The sequence below is a fragment of the Legionella nagasakiensis genome, assembly GCF_900639915.1.
In the GTDB taxonomy this organism is placed as follows: Bacteria; Pseudomonadota; Gammaproteobacteria; order Legionellales; family Legionellaceae; genus Legionella_A; species Legionella_A nagasakiensis.
Window position 1 is genome coordinate 1 of sequence record NZ_CAAAID010000020.1, and the last position, 22,400, is coordinate 22,400.

Here is a 22,400-nt window from a genome sequence, read left to right on the forward strand (position 1 = left end):
CTTTTAAAGCCTTAGCTTCACTGGGTAAGACACTGGGAGCTTGGAAAGATGAAGTCGCCAGAATGTGGCGGTTTAGTAAATCAAATGGAATCACAGAAGGGTTTCATCGCAAAATGAAACTCATTCAGCGAAGAGCTTATGGGTTTAGAAATTTTGAAAATTATAGAGTGCGTGTTAAGGTGCTCTGCGGGTGATTAATAGCTGCCCCCTTAAATGGGAAAGAGCCGTATCTTAGCCTTATTGAGAACCAGGCCTGATAACCTGAGTGAAGAAAAGAGGGCTAAAAGAGACGCTTTTTTAATTCAAAATCAGGCTATCAATGCTATCTATCAATTCCAACAACAGCTTCATACTCTTTTAATGAAAAGAGCTTTAACCCAACAGGCATGCCGTAAAGTAATACCTACCTTCTTAGACATGCTTACTGAATTAAAGCAAAGTGCTTTTAAAGCCTTAGCTTCACTGGGTAAGACACTGGGAGCTTGGAAAGATGAAGTCGCCAGAATGTGGCGGTTTAGTAAATCAAATGGAATCACAGAAGGGTTTCATCGCAAAATGAAACTCATTCAACGTCGTGCCTATGGGTTTAGAAATTTTGAAAATTATAGAGTGCGTGTTAAGGTGCTCTGCGGGTGATTAATAGCTGCCCCCTTAAATGGGAAAGAGCCAAAAATTTGAAAACATCTAGAAACTGGTCGGGACGGAAGGATTTGAACCTTCGACCACTAGCACCCCATGCTAGTACGCTACCAGGCTGCGCTACGCCCCGACCGCATGGGAATGATAACTGGTCTTTGAATAAATAACAAGACAAGAAAATCCGGCCCTAAATAGATTGTTAACAAAACCTCTCTTACTTATTATTTTTTAATAAGGTTTTTTAGAAAAAGGAGACGGACTGGGGGTGGGTGCATCTATTTCTTCTTCATATTCCTGCTCGTCATTTGTTTCTACCTCACCGCTAATCTCTTCCTGTAAAGCCCCATAACCAAATCCATCTGCTTCACCAGTCGATTGATAACCCGGCGTTCCTTCACCTAATGAATCAACCATATCAGAGCCTACGAAACTAGATTGAAGTTCGTAATTATCCGAGCCTTCTTCTTGCAGTGCCTTTTTTACTCCTACAGGACTTAACTCAGCATTAGGTTCTGATTCTAACTTAATATCCATCAAATCTCTTTTTACTTCTTCAGGGCTTAATAATGTATCTGGCTCTGGTTCTAATTTTATACCCATCAGTATCTCCCAAATAAATCACCCCAAACAGGATAGATTTTTTCTAGTTATACTTTAAGTGTAGTAGAAAAAACTGATAAAACCTTATGCAAGTTATCCCTGCCCTGTTAATCGAATGCATTAATACCGGTGATGTGTCTGCCTAAAACCAAGGTATGGACATTGTCAGTACCTTCATAGGTAAAAACAGACTCTAAATTCAGCATATGACGAATGACATGATACTCCAGACTGATGCCGTTCCCACCCAATAGATTCCGGCAAGTGCGAGCAATTTTCAATGCTTCACGACATGCATTGCCTTTGGCCAGTGAAATCATCACGGGGGTTTCTCGTTGCTCGTCTTTCAGGCGACCAATTTGCAGATTGAGCCATTGTGCTTTCACAATTTCGGTATACATTTCAGCTAGATCCTTTTGAATGAGCTGGAATGAAGCCAGGGATTTATCAAATTGCTTGCGTTCGAGCAAGTAATCACGAGCAATATCAAAACAAGCCATAGCAGCACCCATCGCTCCCCAGGCAATTCCATACCGCGCCTGGCTCAAGCAGCTTAATGCGGCACCCAATCCGTGTACTTCGGGCAATAAATTAGCCTCTGGAATAAACACATCCTCAAACACCAGCTCGCCGGTGATGGACGCACGTAATGACATTTTTAATTTGATTTCATTCCGCACAAATCCATGAAAGTCTTTTTCAACGATAAATCCTCGAATTCCATCATCGGTTTTTGCCCAAACAATGGCGATATCGGCGATTGACGCATTGGTTATCCAAAGTTTCGCACCACTTAATCGCCAGCCACCTTCAACTTTTTTAGCAAACGTGCGCATACTGGCCGGATCCGAACCCGAGTCCGGCTCGGTTAAACCAAAGCAGCCAATGATTTCTCCAGCGGCCATCGCCGGCAAAAATCGCCTTTTCTGTTCCTCATTGCCATAACGAAAAATAGGGTACATGCACAATGAGCTCTGCACAGAAATAAAACTGCGTAATCCACTATCACCACGTTCTAGTTCCTGACAAACCAGACCATAAGCGACATAAGAGGCTGCAGACCCACCATATTCTGTTGGTAGCGTTAATCCCAATAGTCCCAGTTCAGCTGATTTTTTAATGAGTTGCCGCGGGAATGTTGCATGTTCAAATGCGTCAGCCATGAGGGGAACGACATCATGACTGACAAAGCGGCTAACACTATCGCGGATCATACGTTCGTCATCATGCAATTGTTCATCCAGAAATAGCAAGTCGTCCACTTCACTCTCCTTTCTCATTATGAAATTCTCAAAATTATCTAACAAACGCTCGAGTCGATTTTACCCGGCCTACTTTTTTTTCTGAGATAATACTGTTTTCCACCATACTCCTAATTTCCGCGATAATCTTATCTCGACTTGGTAAAAGATGTTGCCAAGCACTCCCCAGAGGAATAAAGCAATCTTCCCCAGTAAGACGCCTGACCATTAGATTAGACAAGTCCTGCTCCATTAATAATGCCATTAAACCTTCACTCACTGAGCCGCTTCTTCGTCCTTCATCAACAATCAATACCTGTTTTGCTTTCAATACCTCACGTAAAATAGCTTCTTTGGGTAACGGATTAAGCCAGCGTAAATCAACGATTTTTACCTTGATGTCATAGCGCTCAGCTAATATCTTTGCAGCTTGGCGAGACAAATAATAACCATTAGCATAAGTCAGAATCACCATATCCCCTTTACCGTATACGCCTACTTCTCCGAGTAGTATGCGCTCATCCAACGGCGGATATTCAAATAGCCAGCCATTATCTCCAGGTTCATGAAGATCTCTGGTCATATATAATGCAATGGGTTCCAGAAACACAACCACACGACCTTCATGATGCGCAAGATGCATGCAAGTTCTCAATAATTTCACGGCATCAGGGCCATTGGACGGACACACAACAATGACACCAGGCAGATCACGAAGAACTGCAATGGAATTGTCATTGTGAAAATGGCCACCAAACCCTTTTTGATAAGCCAAAGACGGTATCCTTATCACCATTGGATTTTGATATTGACCGTTTGAAAAAAATGACAACGTAGACGCTTCGCCTCTTAGCTGATCTTCTGCATTGTGAAAATAAGCGAGGAACTGAATTTCCGGAACTGGTATAAAACCATTATGCGCCATTCCTATGGCCGTTCCCAAAATTGTAGTTTCATCGAGAATCGTATCAAATACTCGCCTCTTTCCAAAACGGGCTTGCAAATCCGCCGTCACCCGATAAACGCCACCCTTCTTACCAACATCTTCACCAAACACAACCATGTTAGAATATTGCATCAGCAAATCCGTCAATGCAAAATTAATGTGCTGACATAAATTGCGTTTCATAGTCAATTGTGCATAACTTGCTGAAAAAACTTGTCCACGGCGATTTTCGTCAGGTAACGGGTAATGTTTTGCCTTGCGACATTTAGGTAATAAAGATGCCATAACCGCTTCAGCGCTAGCCAACTGAGGACTATGAATGACTTCTAATGCCTTTGCTTTGATCAATGCATGATTATTTTCGTATAAGCTGACAATTCCTTGTAACGTCATCCATCCTGCGCGATAAAGAATACCCGCTGTATGCAATAATGGATCATCAGCTTCAATCGCTTCTATTTCCGTTAAACTTCGATATTGTGACTCAATATCTGAACCCGCATGTCCCAATAAACGAACACACCGCATGTGTAAAAAAACCACTTGTTTTTTTATGCGCGCTAAATAGTCAGCTTCTTTGGCTTTGGCATAACAATCAGCAAAATTCAAACCATCGCAGACAAGATAATGAATATGAGGTCGGCATTTTATTGATGCCTCTATCCAATGACTCGGGGTTGGAACCGAGATGCCGATCCCATTATCTTCACAAATGAATATAAGTGGCAAAGGATAGGACTGTTGCGCAAGCCAAGAACTTGCATTGATTGTTGCTTGTGCCGATGCATGATTGGTAGAAGCATCGCCAAACGAACAAAGAATAACCGAATCAGTCGGTAAACAACTCTCAATTGCTAATTCCTTGGCCCGCGTAATAGAAAGGGCTGCACCTAGTGATTTCGGCAGATGAGAAGCAATCGTCGACGTCTGTGGAGGAATGGTTAATGGCACACTGCCAAATACTTTATGGCGACCACCGGCAATAGGCTCTTTTTCGGCAGCAACTAACGAAAGCAAAATGTCACGCACACCATCGCAGCCATCAACCTGCTTGGCCCTTTGCAAATAAAACCCACCACTGCGATAGTGTAAAAAAGCCATATCGCTTGACCGAAATACTTGGCCAAAAACAGCGTTTCCTTCATGCCCACTGCTGCCAATCGTATAATAAGCCAGTCCTTTCTCTTTTAATTGGCGAGCAATAAAATCAAGTTGGCGGGATTTAATTTGTGAATCAAACAATTCAATCGCTGTCTTTTTATCAAGTCCCGCATGTGCAAGGCTGATTGTGCTTTTAGGTGTTGGAAAATCTGCATGCTTTACTCGTTCTAGAAACTGTTCATTTATAACACTGGCTCTGTCTAACATCATGTTATCCTAAGTATGCCCTATTGAAATGACTTAAATGAGTCGGGAAAGTAGCACAAAATCACAGGGAAACGCATACAAGCATTTAGCCGAATGCTCTAATGCCTTGAATTCCATTTGAATATAGTAGACATCAGTATAGTGAAAGGAATTCCTGAAACACAAGCGTTAACAAAGATAATCCTATAAACTATCCTAGGGTGAAATTTAAAACTGAGGAGCACTGATGAAAAGAATTGTATTGTTACCGCTGCTATTGATGTTAACTGCCTGTGGTTTCATGGATTATGATGGGATCGAATCTCGTGAAGTTCTGGCTTCACCCCCAAAAAATAAATTTTTATTCCTAGAGTACAATGCAGGCATTGATGTAACGCACACTAAAATTAAGTACAATTAAGCTCATTACAATGGCCTGTCTTTTTAAAGAGGATTCTCATGCGATTTATCCTATTACTACTATGGGGATTCTACTTATCTGCTTATGCTCTGCCTGATAATTTTGTTTATCTTCATGACACCGCCCCAGATATCATCGAAGACATACGCTATGCCAACAATAATAATTTTGTAGGAAATCCCATACCAGGTTATCTAGCACCTCGCTGCATTCTTACCAGAGCTGCTGCAAATCAATTGCAGAAGGCACAATTTGCAATAGCCCGACAGGGTTATCGACTCAAAGTATATGATTGCTATCGCCCGCAAATGGCTGTGAATGCCTTTAACCTTTGGAGTAAAGATTTAAATGACACTCGCATGAAACAGCGCTTTTATCCACATGAACCTAAAAAAACATTATTTGAAAAAGGATATATAGCCCATTACTCAGGCCATAGCCGCGGCAGCACCGTTGATATCACATTAGTCAAAGACAATAAAATAAATCGCACAACAAAAACCGCAGCTTCTCAGAAGATTCATTCCATCGACATGGGCACTCCTTTTGATTATTTTGATGAAAGTGCTCATGTTTTTCATCAAGGAGTAAGCAAGCAACAGCTTAAAAATCGGCTGCTTCTGCGACAATTAATGAAGACTTATGGATTCAAGCCTTACTCTAAGGAATGGTGGCATTTTACCCTGGAAAATGAACCTTATCCCCGCACTTATTTTAATTTTCCAGTCCAATGAGACGTATGCTTACCCGCCCCAAATTCAATACTTGATCAGATGGTTTCTATCGATTTTTTCAGATTAACAATTTCCGGGCGCAGTTCTTTTATGCGATTATGCTCGTCTACGAAAACAACCGTCGGCTTAAAAGTATAGCAGGCTTGCTCAGCAAGCTGGATAAAAGAAGCAATGATAATAATATCGCCAGGAGTGACGAGGTGGGCAGCGGCTCCATTAACACATATGTCAGTCGAGTTTGGCATACCTTCAATCGTGTATGTTTCAAATCTTGTCCCCGCAGTCACATTCCAGACGTTGACTGCCTCGTATGGCAACATATTTGCAGCAGCAAGCAATTCAGGAGGAAGAGTAATACTGCCTTCATAGTTGAGATCAGCTTCCGTCACACAAGCGCGGTGGATTTTTGATTTCAACATTTTTCTATAAGCCGTCATTTTTTATCCTAATCATTTGTAGTAGCAAATATATTTTAAATATCACCATGCGCATTTTATGCACAACCTCCTGAAAATTCAATAATCTACTTGCCTTATTTAGGAGTGCTAAGCAATTGGGAAAAATGGTCAGCAGAAACGGGGGTGGAAAAATACATGCCTTGCCCATAGGGACACCCAAGCTTTTTAAGCTCATTCAATGTATTATCATCGAAGATTCCATCGGCAACAACGTTTAAGTTCATTACCTTGGCCAAGTTAATTATTGCTTCCACAAGATGATATCTTTTCTCATCTTTCATCATATTTATAATAAAAGACTTATCAATTTTAATTTCGCTTATAGGAAAATTAGCCAAATAAACAAAAGAAGAATAACCACTGGCAAAATCACTAATCGCAATTTTTACTCCCAGTTCAGACAGTTGCCGAAGTACTTCAATTGAACGTTTTTGATCGCTTAAACAAGCTTGTTCAGTCAATGCAATTTTCAAATAGTCTGGCGATAGATCATGTTCCTTTAATAAATTTTGTAAAATACGTGGTAACTCCATATCGGTTACATTAAATAAATTAACCTGGATATAAATTCGGTGACCAGCCTGATGCCATGACATCAGCTGACTAATCACATGTTTCAAAGTAAAAACCGTTAGGTTTTGAACCAGAAGAGTTCCACCCACTAAAGGTACCAACCTTTCAACATCAAAGTTGCCGTATTGAACATTATCAAAATGAATTCCAGCTTCAGAACCTGATATTTTTCCAGTCGCCAGCTCCACAATTGGCTGATACAAAATGCTGATTTCCTCTTGTTCGATAGCGCTTCTTAATTCTTTTAAAATAATTCGTTTGGTTGTATAGTTTTTTTCCATGCTCACTTGATACACAGCATAGGATTTATGCTCTTTCTCAGCGTCAAGCAGTCCTAATGTTGCGTGGTGAATTAATTCTTCATCATTATCACCGTGCTGCGGATAAAATACGATACCTGCCGTTGTCGTGACTTCGATGGCATTGCCATCAATCATAAAACTTACCGACGTTTCTTGAATAATATTATTTATAATTTTATCAAATTGATGTTCTTTTTTTAGTCTTGGAATAAGAATTGCAAATTCTGCTCCTTGTATACGAGCAACCATATTCATGCCCATGTAAGCTTGCAACATGTATGGCTCTAGCAGTATGGACTTCAACTTTTCTGAAAATTGAATCAAAAGACTATTGGCACTAAAACTGCCAAAATTATAATTAACTTCTTTGAATTTATCGATTTTCAAGACGATTAAAGCAAGTTCCTCCCCAGGATGAATTTGTTGAATACCTTGATTAATACGTTTCGATAATAAGCGATTATTAGGTAAATTTGTCAAGCTGTCATGATGACTTTCATATTTAAGTTTTGATTCCAAATCATCACTTTTACTCGCGATTTCTCTGGTTTTATCTGCAATGATCAATTCAGCCTTGTTTGCTAATTCATAACAGAACGACTGCCCCCAATAAGCAAATATAAATGGTGTCAAATCAAGCGCCCATATAGCAGGATTCGTGGCTTGGGCTGCCATAAAACCTACCAGACTTATGGTTCCTGTCTGTTGATAAGAAACTAACAAAGAAGCGAATATGATACTGCCGATAGAAATGATCAGGCCTAAAATGGCATATTTATTAATATGCTCCTTTAAAACGGCCGAGCGTATGGCAAGCTGCTGTTTTATGTTCATATAATATATTCACTGTCTAAAATATTTTCATAAAAATAATCGGCAATTTCTAGCATATCTTTAATTTATAGACAAAAAAGAGAAGAGTTGTTCAGAAAAACAGATAAACATCAATTTTTTTTAGTATCAATATTGAGGAGTTTGCTTAAAGTGATTGAGGCAAAGAGAGAGAACATGACAACGGCTAAGGTCACTAAGACAGGGATTTCTACCACATCATGGAGTAGCATTTTCATGCCAATGAAACATAATATAAACGCCAGACCATATTTAAGAAAATAAAATTGATTTTGTATGTTTGCCAAAATAAAGTACATGGCTCGCAACCCTAATATAGCAAAAGCATTGGAAGTGAAGGCAATAAAAGGATCATTGGTAACACCAAACACGGCTGGAATACTATCGACAGCAAACATCAGATCACTGATTTCAATAAAAACAAGGACCACGAACAGTGGTGTAAAGTAATAACGCCCCTTTTCTTTTACCCAAAATTGCTGATCTGAAATTGAATCAGTGAGTGGTAAAACCTGCCGTAATCCACGCAAAATCAAATTATCAGACATTGACCGTTCCCCATCTTGAAAGGAAAAAATTCTAATTGAAGAATAAATCAGTAATAACCCAAACAAATAAAAAATCCAATCGAAGTGATTAATCAACCAGATTCCTGCCAAAATTAATAGGAGTCTCGACGTTATTGCACCTAACACCCCATATAAAAGCAAGCGTCGTTGAAAATTAAGAGGAATAGAAAAATAGTGGAAGATCATTACAAAAATAAAAATATTATCCATGGATAATGATTTTTCAATTAGATAGGCGGTAAAAAACTCCAATGCTTTTTTATTAGCAAAAGATATGGTATGGCTTTGAGCAAGATATAGCCATAAAAAAGCATTGAACAGCAATGATAATCCAATCCAGACGCCACTCCATATAAAAGAGGACTTCAGTGATACCTGATGTTGCTTTCTACCACCGAATAGAAATAAATCAATGGTCAATACAATAGAAATGATGATAAAAAAAACCAGCCATAGCCACCAAACGCCTATTGAATGCATGGATTGTCTCGACTAGTCGTAAGAGTTTGATAACACATTCTACTAAAAATGAACACTAACCATTAGTTCCTATACTACTCGTATAGAACGTCTCTTGATCTATTTTTAGCGAATCTGCAACCAAACTCTAAGAATACGATTAGGCAGCAGCAAAGCCTATGATGTAATTTCTACTTCTTCGGCCTGTGGACCTTTTTGCCCTTGTGAAGCTTTGAATAATACAACGGCTCCTTCTTTTAGTGTTTTAAACCCATCGGTTTGTATGGCACTATAATGAACAAAATAATCTTTGCCCTCGCTTTCAATAAAACCAAAGCCCTTGCTGTCATTAAACCATTTTACCGTACCGCGCACTTTGTCTGACATTTTACTGTTTCCTCAGTATAAAAATTTATTCATATTACTCATACCACAAATAACCATCACTGCCATGGATGGATGGTGACATAATTCTCCGACATTCTTATATGATACTTTTTTTTGTGTCAATAGTTGATATAAATGTTCAATGAATTACAAAAAATTACTCGCTTTGCGATGCAGATGCCGTGTAATCACACGCTTCCTGCGGGCAAATCACTTGACGGCCATAACGTTTGGTTTCTTTTACTGTGAGCACCGGCCAGCCACATTTAGGACAAGACTGAGCAATTGGTTCATTCCACAATGCATAATCACATTTAGGATAAGCCGCACATGAATAGAAAATCTTTCCTTTTCGTGATTTGCGTTTCAAAAGAGTCGCGTTGTGACATTTTGGGCATTCTACTTGTGTATCGGCTGGTTTTTCCAAAGACTCAATATGCTTACACTTAGGATAATTGCCACAACCAATAAACCGGCCGTAACGCCCGACTTTGATATGTAATTCTCCGCCACATTCAGGACAAACTCGTCCTTCAAGGATTTCAGGTTCAGTTCGTTCATGAGAAGAGGTACTTAAATCCTGAGTATAATCACAATCAGGATAAGCCGTACAACCGATAAAACGCCCTCTTTTGCCTAAACGAATCGCCAGTGGACTGCCACATTTCGGACAAACCTCATCAAGCACCTCGGTTGTGATATCCTTGCGTTGCACTTGCTCATCAATGACATGAATTTTCTCGATAAATGGCTGCCAGAAATCTTCCAACACCGGAATCCATTCTTTTTCACCTCGAGCAATTGCATCTAATGTATCTTCAAGATGAGCAGTAAATTTATAATCCACGTATCGCGTAAAATAATTCGTTAAAAAATGACTAACGATTCGACCTACATCAGTCGGATAAAAACGCTTTTTCTCTACAATGACGTATTCACGCTGCTGTAAAGTATGAATAATGGCAGCATAAGTGGATGGCCGGCCGATATCAAACTCTTCCAAGGCTTTAATCAGAGATGCTTCAGAATAGCGCGGAGGAGGCTCAGTAAAATGCTGATTCGCTAACATATCAAGCAATTCCACTTTATCTCCCACAGCAAGCGCAGGAAGTACCGTGGATTGTTCTTCTTTTGCATCATCCCGACCTTCTTCATAGACATTCAAAAAGCCAAGAAAAAGAATGGTTGAACCGCTTGCACGAAATACATTCCCTTCACCACAACTGAGATCGACGGTTACCGTATCAAGAATTGCCTCAGCCATCTGACAGGCGAGCGTGCGTTTCCAGATCAGATTGTACAGTTTGAATTGGTCAATCGTCAGTGATTCTTTTACCATTTCAGGCGTACGCTTTATCGAAGTAGGGCGAATAGCCTCGTGCGCTTCCTGGGCATTTTTAGATTTTGTTTTGAATATTCTTGCATTTTTAGGGCAATTATCTTCACCATAACGTTGACGAATATAAGTTCTAATTTCATCCACCGCCTCGGCAGCTAAATTAACCGAATCAGTACGCATATAGGTAATCAAGCCCACAGTTCCTGTACCAATATCAATTCCTTCATACAACTGCTGGGCTACCATCATGGTTTTACGGCCAGTAAATCCTAACTTTCTGGCTGCTTCCTGCTGTAGCGTCGATGTAATGAATGGCGCAGAGGGATTGCGTTTGCGTTGTTTTTTATCAATATTACTGACCAGTAACGTGCCGTTTGCCTCATTTAAAAGGATATTCTTGATGTGCTGAGCTTGCTGCTCATTATTAATGGTAAATTGCTGTAATTTTTCTTGCTGGTAATAAGTCAGGCGTGCCTCAAAAACCGTAGCGTCCTGCTGACAATTGGCCAGTATCCGCCAGTATTCTTGCGGAATAAAACGTTCTATTTCCTCTTCCCGTTCAACAATTAAGCGAAGTGCCGGACTCTGCACACGACCTGCTGATAAACCACGCCGTACCTTTTTCCACAACAACGGAGACAAATTAAAACCAACCAAATAATCTAAAGCACGTCTGGCTTGCTGTGCATTCACCAAATCCATAGAAATATCGCGGGGATTTTCAATGGCTTCCTTAATGGCCGACTTTGTGATTTCATTGAAAAAAATACGATGTACAGTCTTGTCTTTTAACAGGTTACGCTCTTTCATTAATTCGTAAACATGCCAAGAAATCGCTTCGCCTTCCCTATCTGGATCGGTTGCAAGTAAAAGCGAATCCGCTTTTTTTAAAGCTTTCGCGATTAATTCAATATGCCGCATGTTTTTTTCAATTGGGCTGTAGGTCATAGCGAAATGATGATCAGGTTCCACAGAACCCTTACGTGGCGGCAAATCACGCACATGCCCATAGGAAGCTAAAACATCGTAATCATTGCCTAAGTATTTTTGGATGGTTTTCGCCTTGGCGGGTGATTCAACGATAACCAAATGCTTGCTCATAAGCCGTTAAACCTCTTCCTGTGGTAATATCAATGCAAGGAATACTCATCTTCTTTTTGATACAGCACAAGATCAAGAAATGCAAGCTGTTCAGAGTTTAGTGTATCAGCAAGCGCATTACGAACCGTCCATTTAGTTTCCTCCAAAGAAACAATACGAGAATCAGAAAATACAAGTTGATTAATAATAAGCTCTAACGTATCGCGATCGATAATTTCCCATACCAATAAACGCATTAAAAACTGATAACTTGCCTTGGTAAACTTCATCTGTTCATCATAGGTAAAAACTCGCATAGAGTTACATTGCGCTGACTTAAAAAATTCAGCCTGGATGCCTTCACTAGAGAGGTCTAAAGAAGAGGTATAAATATCCGTCGATTTTTCTTTCTCCGTATCTTTATTTGTTTCGGCTGCATGATTTTCTTTTAACTTTGTTAATGTCTTTTCAAACAAACTCAATAACATTTCGAACAAACTGTCTTTCATAATCTACACCTCATGTAACCGCCAGGTACTGCTTTTACAATACCTTCTAATTCCAGCTCCGCCAAATCACAGGCCACTTTTTCAACGCTCAAACCACTACGCACAACAATCTGATCGATGGTCGTTGTCTCAAACCCAATGAACTTTACTAGGTTTTCATTCTCACTTGCAAGGAAAACACTAACTTCTGATGTTTTTTGTATGCCGCAATCCAGGCCCAGTTCATTCAATATATCCTCACAGGAAGTTACCAGTTTCGCGCCTTGCTGTAGCAGGTAATGGCAACCTTTTGCTAAAGGATTATGAATAGAACCCGGAATCGCGAAAACATCTCGATTTTGTTCCAGTGCCAAACGAGCTGTAATCAATGAACCGCTTCGCATTGCAGCTTCAACGACCAAAGTGGACAATGACAAACCACTTATTATACGATTTCTACGAGGGAAATGTCCAGGCGCAGGTGGGGTTCCTAAGGGGAATTCCGTTAATAATAATCCATTTTGAACGATCCGTTCAGCCAGCTTTTTATGACGAGAAGGGTAAATGCTATCCATCCCTGTCCCCATAACTGCAATGGTTTTTCCTCCCGCATCTAAACAACCGCTGTGAGCCTGAGCATCAATGCCACAGGCCAAACCACTGACAATAACCACCTTATTTTTGGCCAACTCACATGCAAACTGTCGAGCGGTTTCACTGCCAGTTATCGTCGGTTTTCGACTCCCTACTACTGCAATTGCTTGTGGTTGCAGGGCCGTTAAATCACCAATGGCATATAATACGGGAGGAGGGTCATAAATTTCACTTAATAAATAAGGATATTCATCATCACACCAAGTCAGAAGAAAATGATTTTCAGCCGTTTGCCATTGTATATCCTTTTCTATTTGTGACAGTTCAAACGTCGATATTATTTTCGCCAATCGTAAAGGTAAACCGGCTTTTTCAAGCTCTCCGATAGACAATTTAAACAGTTCTTCTAAATTCGGCCAACGCACCATTAACTTGGCAATGGTTCGCGGGCCTATCTGACTCATACGATTAAGAGCAAGTAAATAATGTTTATTATTCATGGGTTCGTAACAGTATCCATCGGTTTGACTGCACGAATTGAACGCACAACTAACGCAAAACTAGTATGAGTAAAGGTGCGAAAAATCATCACTTCCCCAATACGTTCAGGAGGGAGTTGCACACATTGAGGCGGGCACTTAGGATCAGAAACCATTTTGCCTTCACTAAATACGCCAAGAACATCTCCTTCCTGTAAACCAGCATCCTTTCCCCGATTCAGCACAACCACCAGTCCCGCAGCACCTTGCGAATAATCGCCTGGCAAATCAATAATTGCACCATGGACCGAATGATTAGGCGCCTTAGGTTCAAAAGAAATTGCAAATTCAGGATGGTTATTAGGCATGACTCTATCTTTTAACTCAACGCCTTGCATGATGTCTGTTAATAAGATAGTGGCTGGATCACCGCCTTTCACCAATTCAGCATACCCCACCAATATTGCCTTATAGCCCAGAAAACATTTTGTGGTGGGATCAATGTATTCTCCACATGGGCGGTAAATGCCATAAGAGAAGGTCGTTCCGGGGCGTGGTACAGGCGGACATAAATTTTTGACATAGACTTCATCACCTTGACCACCCAACAAATGCTCTGTTGTAAACGCAATAATATAAGGCGCATTAACTAAACTATCCTTATCAAGTACCAGTGACGCATCCAAAAAAGGCCTAATATCGCTAAGGGGGATGGGGGGAATAGCATCTTCCAATGGCATAGGACGCATGTAAGGTGATAATTTGATAGTCCCGTTAGAAAGCACTTTTAAATAGGGATTTTGTTGATGATAATGCAATTCCAATACGGCACCAGGATACAAACGGTCTGGATTTTTTATTTGCGGATTAGCGTGCCATAATGATTTCCATTCCCATGGATGCGGCAAGTATCGGTTGGCTATATCCCACAAAGTATCTCCGGATTGCACCACATATTGCGCCGGTGCATCAGACCGTAACGTTAACGCCTGGGCAGACACTGAAAGTATAAGACTTAAAAAAAACATCATGTATCGCATGAACCATTCCCTATCAATGTATACTTCTCGGATATAAAAATACCAGTTTCCAACTATTAAACCGAGTACCAACATCTTGCGACAGCACGGAGTATTAGCGATAATAGCACGCATTTACTTTTTTGAAATAGATTCAACATGGCCGTTCGCAAGATTATTTACTTACCTGACCCCCGCCTAAGGCGAGTCTCTGCCAAGGTAGATGCTTTTGATGATAAATTACAAACGTTGATTAACGATATGTTTGATACGATGTATGATGCTCATGGGGTTGGACTTGCCGCACCGCAAATTGGTGTTAATCTTCGTCTGTCTGTTATCGATGTGATTGGTGATAAAACGGAACAAATCGTTATCGCTAATCCTGAAGTCATTGAATCAGAAGGCAATATTGAATACCAGGAAGGATGCTTATCGGTCCCGGGCACTTATGACACAGTCATTCGTGCTGAAAAAGTAACCGTGCGCGCTCAAGATCGTTTTGGCAAACCATTTGAAATACAAGCGGAAGGACTTTTAGCTGAGTGTTTGCAACATGAAATTGACCATCTTAACGGTAAGTTATACATTGATTTGCTTTCCCCTTTGAAACGAACGATGGCTAGAAGAAAATCAGAGAAATACGTACGTCAGAAAGATCGCAACGCATGAAACCCCTAAGAATTGTTTTTGCCGGAACACCGGCGTTTGCTTTACCTAGCTTGCAAGCCTTGGCTGAATCAAAACATAAGCTGCAGGCAATCTTTACGCAACCTGACCGGCCAGCTGGCCGTGGCAGACAGATGCAAGCTTCTTCAGTGAAAAAATGGGCACAAGATCAAAATTTACCCATATACCAGCCCCTGAATTTTAAAGCCCCCCACGCGATTGAGACGTTAGCAATGCTTGCCCCTGACGTCATGGTTGTCATTGCTTATGGTTTGCTCTTGCCTCAAGCTGTTTTGAATATACCTCGTCTAGGCTGCATTAACGTGCATGCTTCTTTATTACCTCGCTGGCGCGGCGCCTCACCCATTCAATATGCCTTGCTGCATGGAGACACTGAGACAGGAGTCACCATCATGCAAATGGATGCTGGCATGGACACAGGCGATATGTTAGCAAAGGCAGAATATACTATAAAACCAGATGAAACAGCTGGCAGTTTGCATGATAGCCTGGCACAGCTCGCTATTGCTCCTTTGATAAAAGTACTGGATAACTTAGCAAGCGGACAAAGCAATCACCAACCACAAAACCATCCCTCAGCCACATATGCCCCTAAAATCAGCAAGGAAGATGCCAAAATTAATTGGCAACAATCGGCCGTTGAAATTGAGCGCCAAATACGAGCGTTTAATCCCTGGCCAATTGCCCATACTCAAGCAGAAGACATTCTATTACGCATCCATCAAGCACGCGTTCTTCATGAATCACACACACAAATTCCTGGAACCATTCTTTCGCTTGATAAAAAAGGCATAAAAATCGCAACAGGGAAACAAGTTCTTCTTGTTGAACATCTGCAATTCCCTGGCGGTAAAGTCATGGCGGTAAGCGAGTGGCTAAATGCACCACGCAACCAACTTCATGAGCATTTGGTTTTGCAATGAAAAACAATGAGCGATTACAAGCGCTTCGCATTCTTGCACAATTACTACGAAATCATACGCCTCTTTCCCATGCCATGCAGTCTACTGCGCTCACACCTCTCTGCAAAGACATCTGCTTTGGAGTTTGCCGATATTATTTCCAGCTTCAAGCCATTGCCAACCATTTATTAAGCAAACGTCCTAAAGACATTGAGGTGTGGGGATGCTTACTGATTGGGCTTTATCAGCTGCATCATCAACATACTCCAGATTATGCGGTTGTTAAGGAAACTGTCTCATTATTGGATAAAATCAAAAAGTCATGGGCTAAAAGTCTCGTCAATGCGGTGTTGCGTACTTATTGTCGACGGCAGGAAGAACTGTTAGCCAAATTGGAAAATGACCCTGATTTTTGCTTTAATCATCCACCCTGGCTTATTAAGCGTTTGCAAACCGCTTGGCCCGATGATTGGCAAAAAATACTGACAGCCAACGACATTCACCCACCTATGAGCCTGCGCGTTAACCGTAAGCAGATTTCCCTTGTAAATTATTTATCTAAATTACAATCTGCTGGCATCAAGGCAAAATCCCATGCTTATGCCACACACGGTATCCAATTAATGACCCCTTGTGATGTTAAACGATTACCTGGTTTTGCCGAAGGTGAGGTATCTGTGCAAGATGAAGCCGCTCAATTAGCGGTTTCCCTTCTTGATTTAAAACCAGGCCTTCGACTTCTTGATGCCTGTTGTGCTCCAGGAGGAAAAACCTGCCATATATTAGAATCTCAACCACAACTTGCTGCTTGCATGGCACTTGATATTGACAACCATCGCCTGCAACGTGTTCGTGAAAACCTGAAACGCTTGAAACTCCATGCTACTTTAGTGGAAGCGGACGCACTTAATGTCAATTCCTGGTGGGATGGTAAACCATTTGACCGCATCCTTCTTGACGCTCCTTGTTCAGCAACTGGCGTCATCCGGCGTCATCCGGATATAAAACTGCTAAGAACGGCAAAAGAAATAGACGTTGTAATAAAATTACAGCAAAATTTATTGCATGCTTTATGGCCTCTTCTTGCTCCAGACGGCATCATGATTTATGCAACTTGTTCCATCATGCCTGAAGAAAATGAGCTACAAATTGCTAAGTTTATCGAAGCTCAGCGTGATTGTCGTTTTTTAATAGAGAAAAAAACCATCTGGGGTAGGGAGACTGGTCATGGATGGCAGATATTACCTGGGGAAAATAACATGGATGGCTTTTTTTATAGTGCTTTAGGTAAGATTAGCTAGAGCAGAAGTCAAAATAGCTTACAGGAAAATAATTATGGCAATTCATTGGCCTTTAGTTATCGTTTTATTTGTTCTTTCTCTCCCTGGGGTATTGATTGCGATACCACGACTCATTAACTTATTATTAAAATCAAGCTCCTTACACATGCAAAAACGTCTCGGCAAGTTAGCCATTGGACAAACCTTGCTTATGGTATTCGTCATGAGTATTGCAGGCAGTGTATTGTCCGCTTCCACTGGGCTTAACGCGCCTTTACTTGATCCTTTATTACAAGGTAATGCCATATTTACTGCAATACAGGATGGACTGTTCCCGGTATTTTTATACACCCTGGGGGGATTAGTAGTCTTCCTCATCTTGTATTATGGACTGGTGAGCAGCTTTCTTGATGAAGCAACCTTGAATATTATGAAAACTCTACGAGGTTCCTTAGGCCTTGACGGCTGCATGCTCTATGGCGGAGTCGTGGAAGAAATATTGGCGCGCTGGGGGCTGATGAATCTCACCGCTTTTTTTGCCATTTTATTTACTGGACAGCGAAGTCCTCTGATTTTATGGAGCGCCATTCTTATTTCGGGAGGTATTTATACGTTGAGTCATATTCCTGCTTATCTTGCTGCAGGATGTCAGGCAACCCATCGTTTTCTTTATTCTCTGGTACTTTTAAATGGCTGGCAAGCCATCTTGTTTGGCTTGCTGTTTTGGCATTATGGGCTTTTGTTTACCATTGTCGCACACATGCTCTTTCATTTAGGATGGTGGCTATACGATAAACCCAAACTGTCTTATCAATCATCATGAATACACGCTTGCAACAATTACCCATCGAAAGTTTGCAACGCGGCCGTTATCAACCTCGACAAACCTTTGAACCTGAAGCATTAAAAGAACTTGCTCAATCCATTCAGAAACAAGGATTGATTGAACCTTTAGTCGTACGGCAAATCGCTGCAGATCGTTATGAAATTATTGCTGGCGAAAGACGGTGGCGCGCGGCAATGACTATAGGCTTAACTGAATTACCCTGCCTTATCGGCCAATACAGCGATGAGCAGGCTGCAGCCGTTGCCCTTATAGAAAACATCCAACGCCAGGACTTAAATTTAATTGAAGAAGCAAATGGTTATCAGCGTCTACTCAATGAATTTCACTTTACGCAAGACGACCTAGCGACTCTGGTGGGAAAATCACGCAGTCATATTGCCAATCTCTTACGCCTTTTGACCTTAAGTCCCATCATTCAAGAGCAGTTGTGTGCAAAGCGATTAACATTAGGGCATGCGCGCATGCTGGTCGGGCTTGAACCCAGGCAACAAGAAACATTGGCAAGAAAGATACATCAGCACAACTGGTCTGTAAGACGGCTTGAACAAGAAATACGTGCTTATAAAATGCTTTCTAACCCCCTCTCACAACCTAAAGACCACGACATTACTTGCCTGGAAACCCATTTGGCAGAGCAAATTGGTGCTCCTGTTCAGGTACTCTGCGATGAAACACAACATGGAGGATGGTTAAAAATAAAATTTTATGACAATGATACGCTTGCAGGACTTCTAGAACGTCTGGGCTTGCGCTATGATTAGAATCTATTGTGCAATTCCCTTCTGACTAGAGTACCCCATTCATGAAACGGATTTTGTCAGGTTTACTGTTAGGGTTCATGGCAGCAGTGGCTACTGCTGCCAACCTGCAAAAATCGGTTGATAAATTAATCGATCAAGTTGACCCTGCCATTAATATTGGTATCGTAGTCACTGATTTAAACACAGGCGAAACACTCTATCAGAGAAATCCAAAACGTGCCTTTATCCCGGCAAGCAATATGAAATTATTTTCAGATGCCGCGGCACTTTTGATTTTAGGGCCGGATTACCGCTTTCAAAGCCAATTAAGTACAAACGCAACCCTGTTGGAAAATGGCACACTAAAGGGGTCTATCTACCTCTATTTACCTGGTGATCCTTCTTTTAGCCAAACTCATTTGGCTGATTTATTAGGCGAACTGCCCACATGGGGAATCAAACGCATTGAAGGTAATGTGGTGCTGGTGAGTAATAACCGTTACGTCAATGCCTATGCTCCGGGCTGGATGATTGAGGACTTAAAATACAGTTATGGTGCGCCTGTAGCACCTGTCATCATTGATGAAAATCGCTTAACCGTTACCGTTAATCCAGCTTATCAACCAGATCGCCTGGCTCTGGTAGAAGTCAATAATCGAAAAAATGATCATCTTTTAATTAGTAATCAAGTCAAAACAAAGAGTAGCGCTGCTGGTTGTGGGGTTGATTTTAACATGGATCAAGACAATCGGTTAACAGCTCGTGGTTGTGTCGGACTGAATCAATGGGCTATCCAACAGCGGCTTGCTATTCGTAATCCATTACGGTATGCACAAGCACTCATTAAACAGCAATTGGCTGATTTGCATATTGAACTGGATGGCCAAGTGGTTCTCGGCAACATGCCAACTGGCGCTTTATTATTAGCGACGCATGATTCAAAACCAATTGCACAATTGATGGCAGATACGTTAAAACCTTCTGATAATTTATATGCAGATAGTTTGTTTTTACACGCTGCAGCGAAACTTCAGGGCGCACCATTAAATTGGAAACAAGCACAATCCGTGCTAAAAGCCTTTCTGCAAAATCAAACAGGCGTTTCTTTAGACAGTGCCGTATTAACCGATGGTTCAGGGCTGTCACGTTATGATCAGCTAACACCCGATCAAACCGTCGGCTTATTGCGCTTTTTACATACACGCTTCCCACTTGCCTATGAATACATTGCTGCTTTACCCGTCGCAGGACATGATGGCACTTTACAAAAACGTTTTCGCAAACCAGAACAACAAGGATTAATTCGGGCCAAAACAGGGACAATGACTGGTGTTGTTAGCCTTTCTGGTTATTTATACACCGCGAATGGCCATACGCTTGCCTTTGCTATCTACATCAACGGCATGCCAGGAACCAGTCCAGCAATTTCCGGACGCTACCGCTATTTGGTGGATGCCTTATGCAGTTTTTTCCTTAAGCAAAAACCAAGATTTCACCTTTTTAGCTCACCACAAACCCCCCAAGCACGTGTTGCCTACCAACAACATCCACCGCAAACGGCGCTGCAACGTAAGAAAAAAGCCAAATGGCGAAGCCTGGAATCTGCCGTAAAACAAGCCCTTAAAGGTCAGTCAGTGGCTGTCGTCTTTCGCGGCAACGAATTGATACTGCATGATCATAACCCAAATGCCAGCAAAGTCTGGATAGCATTACAAAACTTAAGGAAAAAATACGTCTTTGCTGTCGCCTTACAAGACCAAGCTCCACCAGCAAAAAACAGCGCTCTACCACTTCTTTTATGGATAAAGAGTGCTCAGCAAAATTCGCCGCGTGTCTGGAAATTACGAGAAGCCGTCAGTTAATGTTGGCTTAATCTGGATACTGTACACTTTGAGTATGAAGATATTAAAAATAACTTTAAAGAGGATAAAACCATGAGGCTCTCCGAAGCTGAAGGAAATCACCTGAGAAGAAACTGGGGAGTTTTCGAAGAATTGGCAAACCAACTACTCCCTAGCCAAAGAGGTTTATTACGAGATAAAAAAGAAGAGATTATATCGCTATGCATTGATAGGGGTATCTATTTATATAATATTCCTCAACTTAAATTCAGGGATGCCATTGACGCTTTGAGATCTTTTTTGGATATTATCTCTTTACAATCAATAATTGATGCTGAAACGATTAACAGACAGTTACTTGCATGGAAAGAACAGTTTGATAAACAACTTGCTGAAATGGAAGATGCAGCTCGTGAGCTTCATGCTCTTGCCTATGTAAGTGTAGGCGATCAGTTTCAAAAAACAGGCGAAGTGAAAGCGGATACCTTGTTAACACTAAAAGACATGCAGGATTTATTAAATCCTGAAACCTTTAACACAGCACACATATTAAAATCTCAACCTTTTTCCTTAACTGAAAGCTCACGCGAGCAAGATGAGGAAATACAGCAGCTGATTCAAGAAGGAACTGAAACGGGAAAACCTGTATTTCTGCCAATCACCCATGATGGCCATTGGACTTACCTCTATGGAGTCGGTGATAATTGGACAATTTTTGACTCGCAACCGTTTGCTGAAGATGGATTAACACCCAGGCAAAAATCAATTGGTGAGGCAAGTAGTATATTTCTAACTGCCTTAATTGGAAAACGGATTGTGCCCGAATATAGAACTACAGGTTTGCAATCAAATCATTATGAATGTGGCACTCATGTCGTTAATGCTTATAGGAGGATGGTTCATGTTTCTTACCGTCCGCGAAACCACAGGGCAATGCTAGACGAGCTTGTCGCAAAACAAGTGTATGGTGAACATATTGACTATGGATTATCAGATCTAGAGCGACGGGCTGCAGAAGAAGATAGAGCGCGCTTAAGACCTCAGCAAGAAAATCTCAGACAGAGACGACGCAAAGAGAGAGAGGATGATCGCATGGAAGATCTGGCGGGTATCACTCATCCATTAGTTCCTGCGCATCAACCCGCTCACGAAACTACAAACTATAATTTCCTATTGAAAGCAGGCGCGACCTTGTGTGCAGCTGCAAGTATTGCTGCCGTGGCAATAGTGGTTTTGGCTCTCGTTGGTGTAATCAGTGTCTCGACATTTGGCATCGGTGCCATTGCCATTGCTGGTGTAGCCGCTGCTGGTTTAGCTGGATATGGTTTCTTTAAATCAAGGGATTCTGGTAATGAACGTCCTGATAAGCGAGAAGAATCAGATTTATTATTGACGTGGTCTAATTGATTTGGACAGCCCAGTTAAGAGATAATTTGCTTAATTGGAGTTCAATATGTCTACGAGAAGAAAATATACAAAAGAATTTAAACTGGATGCAATTAGTCTGGTCACTGAACAAGGATATACCTGTTCTGAAGCAGCGAGGAGCCTGGGTATTCATTCAACTATTCTG

22 protein-coding genes, 1 tRNA gene and 1 pseudogene are annotated in these 22,400 nt (G+C 41.2%); 12 read left to right on the forward strand and 12 right to left on the reverse strand.

Annotated elements, in window-relative coordinates; translation table 11 throughout:
- Positions 1–194, forward strand: a 194-nt coding sequence (locus E1O52_RS12460; RefSeq protein WP_165474655.1) for a transposase, incomplete at its 5' end; no start/stop codon positions are given.
- 34 nt (positions 195–228) lie between these two features.
- Positions 229–636 (forward strand): annotated as a pseudogene (locus E1O52_RS12465) (transposase); the annotation flags it as partial.
- Positions 637–692: 56 nt separating this feature from the next.
- Here E1O52_RS12465 and E1O52_RS12470 read toward each other — a convergent pair.
- From E1O52_RS12470 to E1O52_RS12485, 4 genes are all read right to left on the reverse strand, one after another.
- A tRNA-Pro gene (locus tag E1O52_RS12470) sits at positions 693–769 on the reverse strand.
- 98 nt (positions 770–867) lie between these two features.
- Positions 868–1,239, reverse strand: coding sequence for a hypothetical protein (locus E1O52_RS12475; protein WP_133128981.1), 372 nt, complete (start codon positions 1,237–1,239; stop codon positions 868–870).
- Between the two features lie 107 nt (positions 1,240–1,346).
- The gene (locus tag E1O52_RS12480; RefSeq protein ID WP_133128982.1) at positions 1,347–2,501 is read right to left on the reverse strand and encodes an acyl-CoA dehydrogenase family protein; all 1,155 of its coding nucleotides are present in this window, start codon (positions 2,499–2,501) and stop codon (positions 1,347–1,349) included.
- Positions 2,502–2,535: 34 nt separating this feature from the next.
- Positions 2,536–4,794 (reverse strand): thiamine pyrophosphate-dependent enzyme, encoded by a 2,259-nt coding sequence (locus E1O52_RS12485; RefSeq protein WP_133128998.1) that lies wholly within the window; start codon positions 4,792–4,794, stop codon positions 2,536–2,538.
- 226 nt (positions 4,795–5,020) lie between these two features.
- Here E1O52_RS12485 and E1O52_RS13235 point away from each other — a divergent pair, with 226 nt between their 5' ends.
- Together E1O52_RS13235 and E1O52_RS12490 are read left to right on the forward strand one after the other, a co-directional pair.
- Positions 5,021–5,194, forward strand: a complete 174-nt coding sequence (locus tag E1O52_RS13235) for a hypothetical protein (protein ID WP_165474826.1) — start codon at positions 5,021–5,023, stop codon at positions 5,192–5,194.
- A gap of 38 nt (positions 5,195–5,232) precedes the next feature.
- Complete coding sequence (locus E1O52_RS12490) at positions 5,233–5,928, forward strand: M15 family metallopeptidase (RefSeq protein WP_133128983.1); 696 nt, start codon at positions 5,233–5,235, stop codon at positions 5,926–5,928.
- 35 nt (positions 5,929–5,963) lie between these two features.
- Here E1O52_RS12490 and panD read toward each other — a convergent pair whose 3' ends face one another.
- From panD to E1O52_RS12530, 8 genes are all read right to left on the reverse strand, one after another.
- Positions 5,964–6,365 (reverse strand): aspartate 1-decarboxylase, encoded by a 402-nt coding sequence (gene panD, locus E1O52_RS12495; protein WP_242602254.1) that lies wholly within the window; start codon positions 6,363–6,365, stop codon positions 5,964–5,966.
- Positions 6,366–6,460: 95 nt separating this feature from the next.
- Complete coding sequence (locus tag E1O52_RS12500; RefSeq protein ID WP_133128984.1) at positions 6,461–8,095, reverse strand: putative bifunctional diguanylate cyclase/phosphodiesterase; 1,635 nt, start codon at positions 8,093–8,095, stop codon at positions 6,461–6,463.
- 110 nt (positions 8,096–8,205) lie between these two features.
- Positions 8,206–9,162, reverse strand: coding sequence for a TerC/Alx family metal homeostasis membrane protein (locus E1O52_RS12505; RefSeq protein ID WP_133128985.1), 957 nt, complete (start codon positions 9,160–9,162; stop codon positions 8,206–8,208).
- Positions 9,163–9,318: 156 nt separating this feature from the next.
- Positions 9,319–9,528: a cold-shock protein gene (locus tag E1O52_RS12510; protein ID WP_133128986.1), complete on the reverse strand. Its 210-nt coding sequence runs from the start codon at positions 9,526–9,528 to the stop codon at positions 9,319–9,321.
- 157 nt (positions 9,529–9,685) lie between these two features.
- Positions 9,686–11,968: a type I DNA topoisomerase gene (gene topA / locus E1O52_RS12515; protein ID WP_133128987.1), complete on the reverse strand. Its 2,283-nt coding sequence runs from the start codon at positions 11,966–11,968 to the stop codon at positions 9,686–9,688.
- A gap of 29 nt (positions 11,969–11,997) precedes the next feature.
- Positions 11,998–12,456: a DUF494 family protein gene (locus tag E1O52_RS12520; protein WP_133128988.1), complete on the reverse strand. Its 459-nt coding sequence runs from the start codon at positions 12,454–12,456 to the stop codon at positions 11,998–12,000.
- Positions 12,453–13,529 carry a DNA-processing protein DprA gene (gene dprA, locus E1O52_RS12525; protein ID WP_133128989.1) on the reverse strand — a complete coding sequence of 359 codons (1,077 nt, stop codon included), beginning with the start codon at positions 13,527–13,529 and terminating at the stop codon, positions 12,453–12,455. The genes E1O52_RS12520 and dprA overlap by 4 nt, the downstream gene beginning before the upstream one ends.
- Positions 13,526–14,548: a LysM peptidoglycan-binding domain-containing protein gene (locus tag E1O52_RS12530; protein WP_133128990.1), complete on the reverse strand. Its 1,023-nt coding sequence runs from the start codon at positions 14,546–14,548 to the stop codon at positions 13,526–13,528. The genes dprA and E1O52_RS12530 overlap by 4 nt, the downstream gene beginning before the upstream one ends.
- 138 nt (positions 14,549–14,686) lie before the next feature.
- Between E1O52_RS12530 and def the strand changes: the two genes are divergently transcribed.
- The 8 genes from def to E1O52_RS12570 all read left to right on the forward strand — a co-directional run.
- Positions 14,687–15,199 carry a peptide deformylase gene (gene def, locus E1O52_RS12535; protein WP_133128991.1) on the forward strand — a complete coding sequence of 171 codons (513 nt, stop codon included), beginning with the start codon at positions 14,687–14,689 and terminating at the stop codon, positions 15,197–15,199.
- Positions 15,196–16,140, forward strand: a complete 945-nt coding sequence (gene fmt, locus E1O52_RS12540; protein WP_133128992.1) for a methionyl-tRNA formyltransferase — start codon at positions 15,196–15,198, stop codon at positions 16,138–16,140. Before def ends, fmt begins: the two co-directional genes overlap by 4 nt.
- Positions 16,137–17,420: a 16S rRNA (cytosine(967)-C(5))-methyltransferase RsmB gene (rsmB, locus tag E1O52_RS12545; protein WP_133128993.1), complete on the forward strand. Its 1,284-nt coding sequence runs from the start codon at positions 16,137–16,139 to the stop codon at positions 17,418–17,420. The genes fmt and rsmB overlap by 4 nt, the downstream gene beginning before the upstream one ends.
- Before the next feature lie 34 nt (positions 17,421–17,454).
- Positions 17,455–18,222 carry a CPBP family intramembrane metalloprotease gene (locus tag E1O52_RS12550; RefSeq protein WP_133128994.1) on the forward strand — a complete coding sequence of 256 codons (768 nt, stop codon included), beginning with the start codon at positions 17,455–17,457 and terminating at the stop codon, positions 18,220–18,222.
- A complete protein-coding gene (locus E1O52_RS12555) occupies positions 18,219–19,007 on the forward strand; it encodes a ParB/RepB/Spo0J family partition protein (protein ID WP_133128995.1) in 789 nt (262 codons plus the stop codon). The genes E1O52_RS12550 and E1O52_RS12555 overlap by 4 nt, the downstream gene beginning before the upstream one ends.
- Before the next feature lie 41 nt (positions 19,008–19,048).
- The gene (dacB, locus tag E1O52_RS12560; protein WP_133128996.1) at positions 19,049–20,848 is read left to right on the forward strand and encodes a D-alanyl-D-alanine carboxypeptidase/D-alanyl-D-alanine endopeptidase; all 1,800 of its coding nucleotides are present in this window, start codon (positions 19,049–19,051) and stop codon (positions 20,846–20,848) included.
- Positions 20,849–20,920: 72 nt separating this feature from the next.
- The gene (locus E1O52_RS12565) at positions 20,921–22,234 is read left to right on the forward strand and encodes a hypothetical protein (RefSeq protein WP_133128997.1); all 1,314 of its coding nucleotides are present in this window, start codon (positions 20,921–20,923) and stop codon (positions 22,232–22,234) included.
- A 46-nt stretch (positions 22,235–22,280) separates the two neighbouring features.
- A partial coding sequence (locus E1O52_RS12570) for a transposase (protein ID WP_165474677.1) occupies positions 22,281–22,400 on the forward strand: 120 nt, incomplete at its 3' end.

Bases quoted from the DNA above. Each gene is read 5' to 3' on its own strand.
- E1O52_RS12530 (WP_133128990.1), bottom strand. From the start codon at position 14,548: ATGCGATACATGATGTTTTTTTTAAGTCTTATACTTTCAGTGTCTGCC.
- E1O52_RS12500 (WP_133128984.1), bottom strand. From the start codon at position 8,095: ATGAACATAAAACAGCAGCTTGCCATACGCTCGGCCGTTTTAAAGGAG.
- panD (WP_242602254.1), bottom strand. From the start codon at position 6,365: ATGACGGCTTATAGAAAAATGTTGAAATCAAAAATCCACCGCGCTTGT.
- E1O52_RS12550 (WP_133128994.1), top strand. From the start codon at position 17,455: ATGGCAATTCATTGGCCTTTAGTTATCGTTTTATTTGTTCTTTCTCTC.
- def (WP_133128991.1), top strand. From the start codon at position 14,687: ATGGCCGTTCGCAAGATTATTTACTTACCTGACCCCCGCCTAAGGCGA.
- E1O52_RS12520 (WP_133128988.1), bottom strand. From the start codon at position 12,456: ATGAAAGACAGTTTGTTCGAAATGTTATTGAGTTTGTTTGAAAAGACA.
- E1O52_RS12510 (WP_133128986.1), bottom strand. From the start codon at position 9,528: ATGTCAGACAAAGTGCGCGGTACGGTAAAATGGTTTAATGACAGCAAG.
- E1O52_RS12505 (WP_133128985.1), bottom strand. From the start codon at position 9,162: ATGCATTCAATAGGCGTTTGGTGGCTATGGCTGGTTTTTTTTATCATC.
- topA (WP_133128987.1), bottom strand. From the start codon at position 11,968: ATGAGCAAGCATTTGGTTATCGTTGAATCACCCGCCAAGGCGAAAACC.
- E1O52_RS12555 (WP_133128995.1), top strand. From the start codon at position 18,219: ATGAATACACGCTTGCAACAATTACCCATCGAAAGTTTGCAACGCGGC.
- E1O52_RS12475 (WP_133128981.1), bottom strand. From the start codon at position 1,239: ATGGGTATAAAATTAGAACCAGAGCCAGATACATTATTAAGCCCTGAA.
- E1O52_RS12565 (WP_133128997.1), top strand. From the start codon at position 20,921: ATGAGGCTCTCCGAAGCTGAAGGAAATCACCTGAGAAGAAACTGGGGA.
- dacB (WP_133128996.1), top strand. From the start codon at position 19,049: ATGAAACGGATTTTGTCAGGTTTACTGTTAGGGTTCATGGCAGCAGTG.
- rsmB (WP_133128993.1), top strand. From the start codon at position 16,137: ATGAAAAACAATGAGCGATTACAAGCGCTTCGCATTCTTGCACAATTA.
- dprA (WP_133128989.1), bottom strand. From the start codon at position 13,529: ATGAATAATAAACATTATTTACTTGCTCTTAATCGTATGAGTCAGATA.
- E1O52_RS12490 (WP_133128983.1), top strand. From the start codon at position 5,233: ATGCGATTTATCCTATTACTACTATGGGGATTCTACTTATCTGCTTAT.
- E1O52_RS12485 (WP_133128998.1), bottom strand. From the start codon at position 4,794: ATGTTAGACAGAGCCAGTGTTATAAATGAACAGTTTCTAGAACGAGTA.
- E1O52_RS13235 (WP_165474826.1), top strand. From the start codon at position 5,021: ATGAAAAGAATTGTATTGTTACCGCTGCTATTGATGTTAACTGCCTGT.
- fmt (WP_133128992.1), top strand. From the start codon at position 15,196: ATGAAACCCCTAAGAATTGTTTTTGCCGGAACACCGGCGTTTGCTTTA.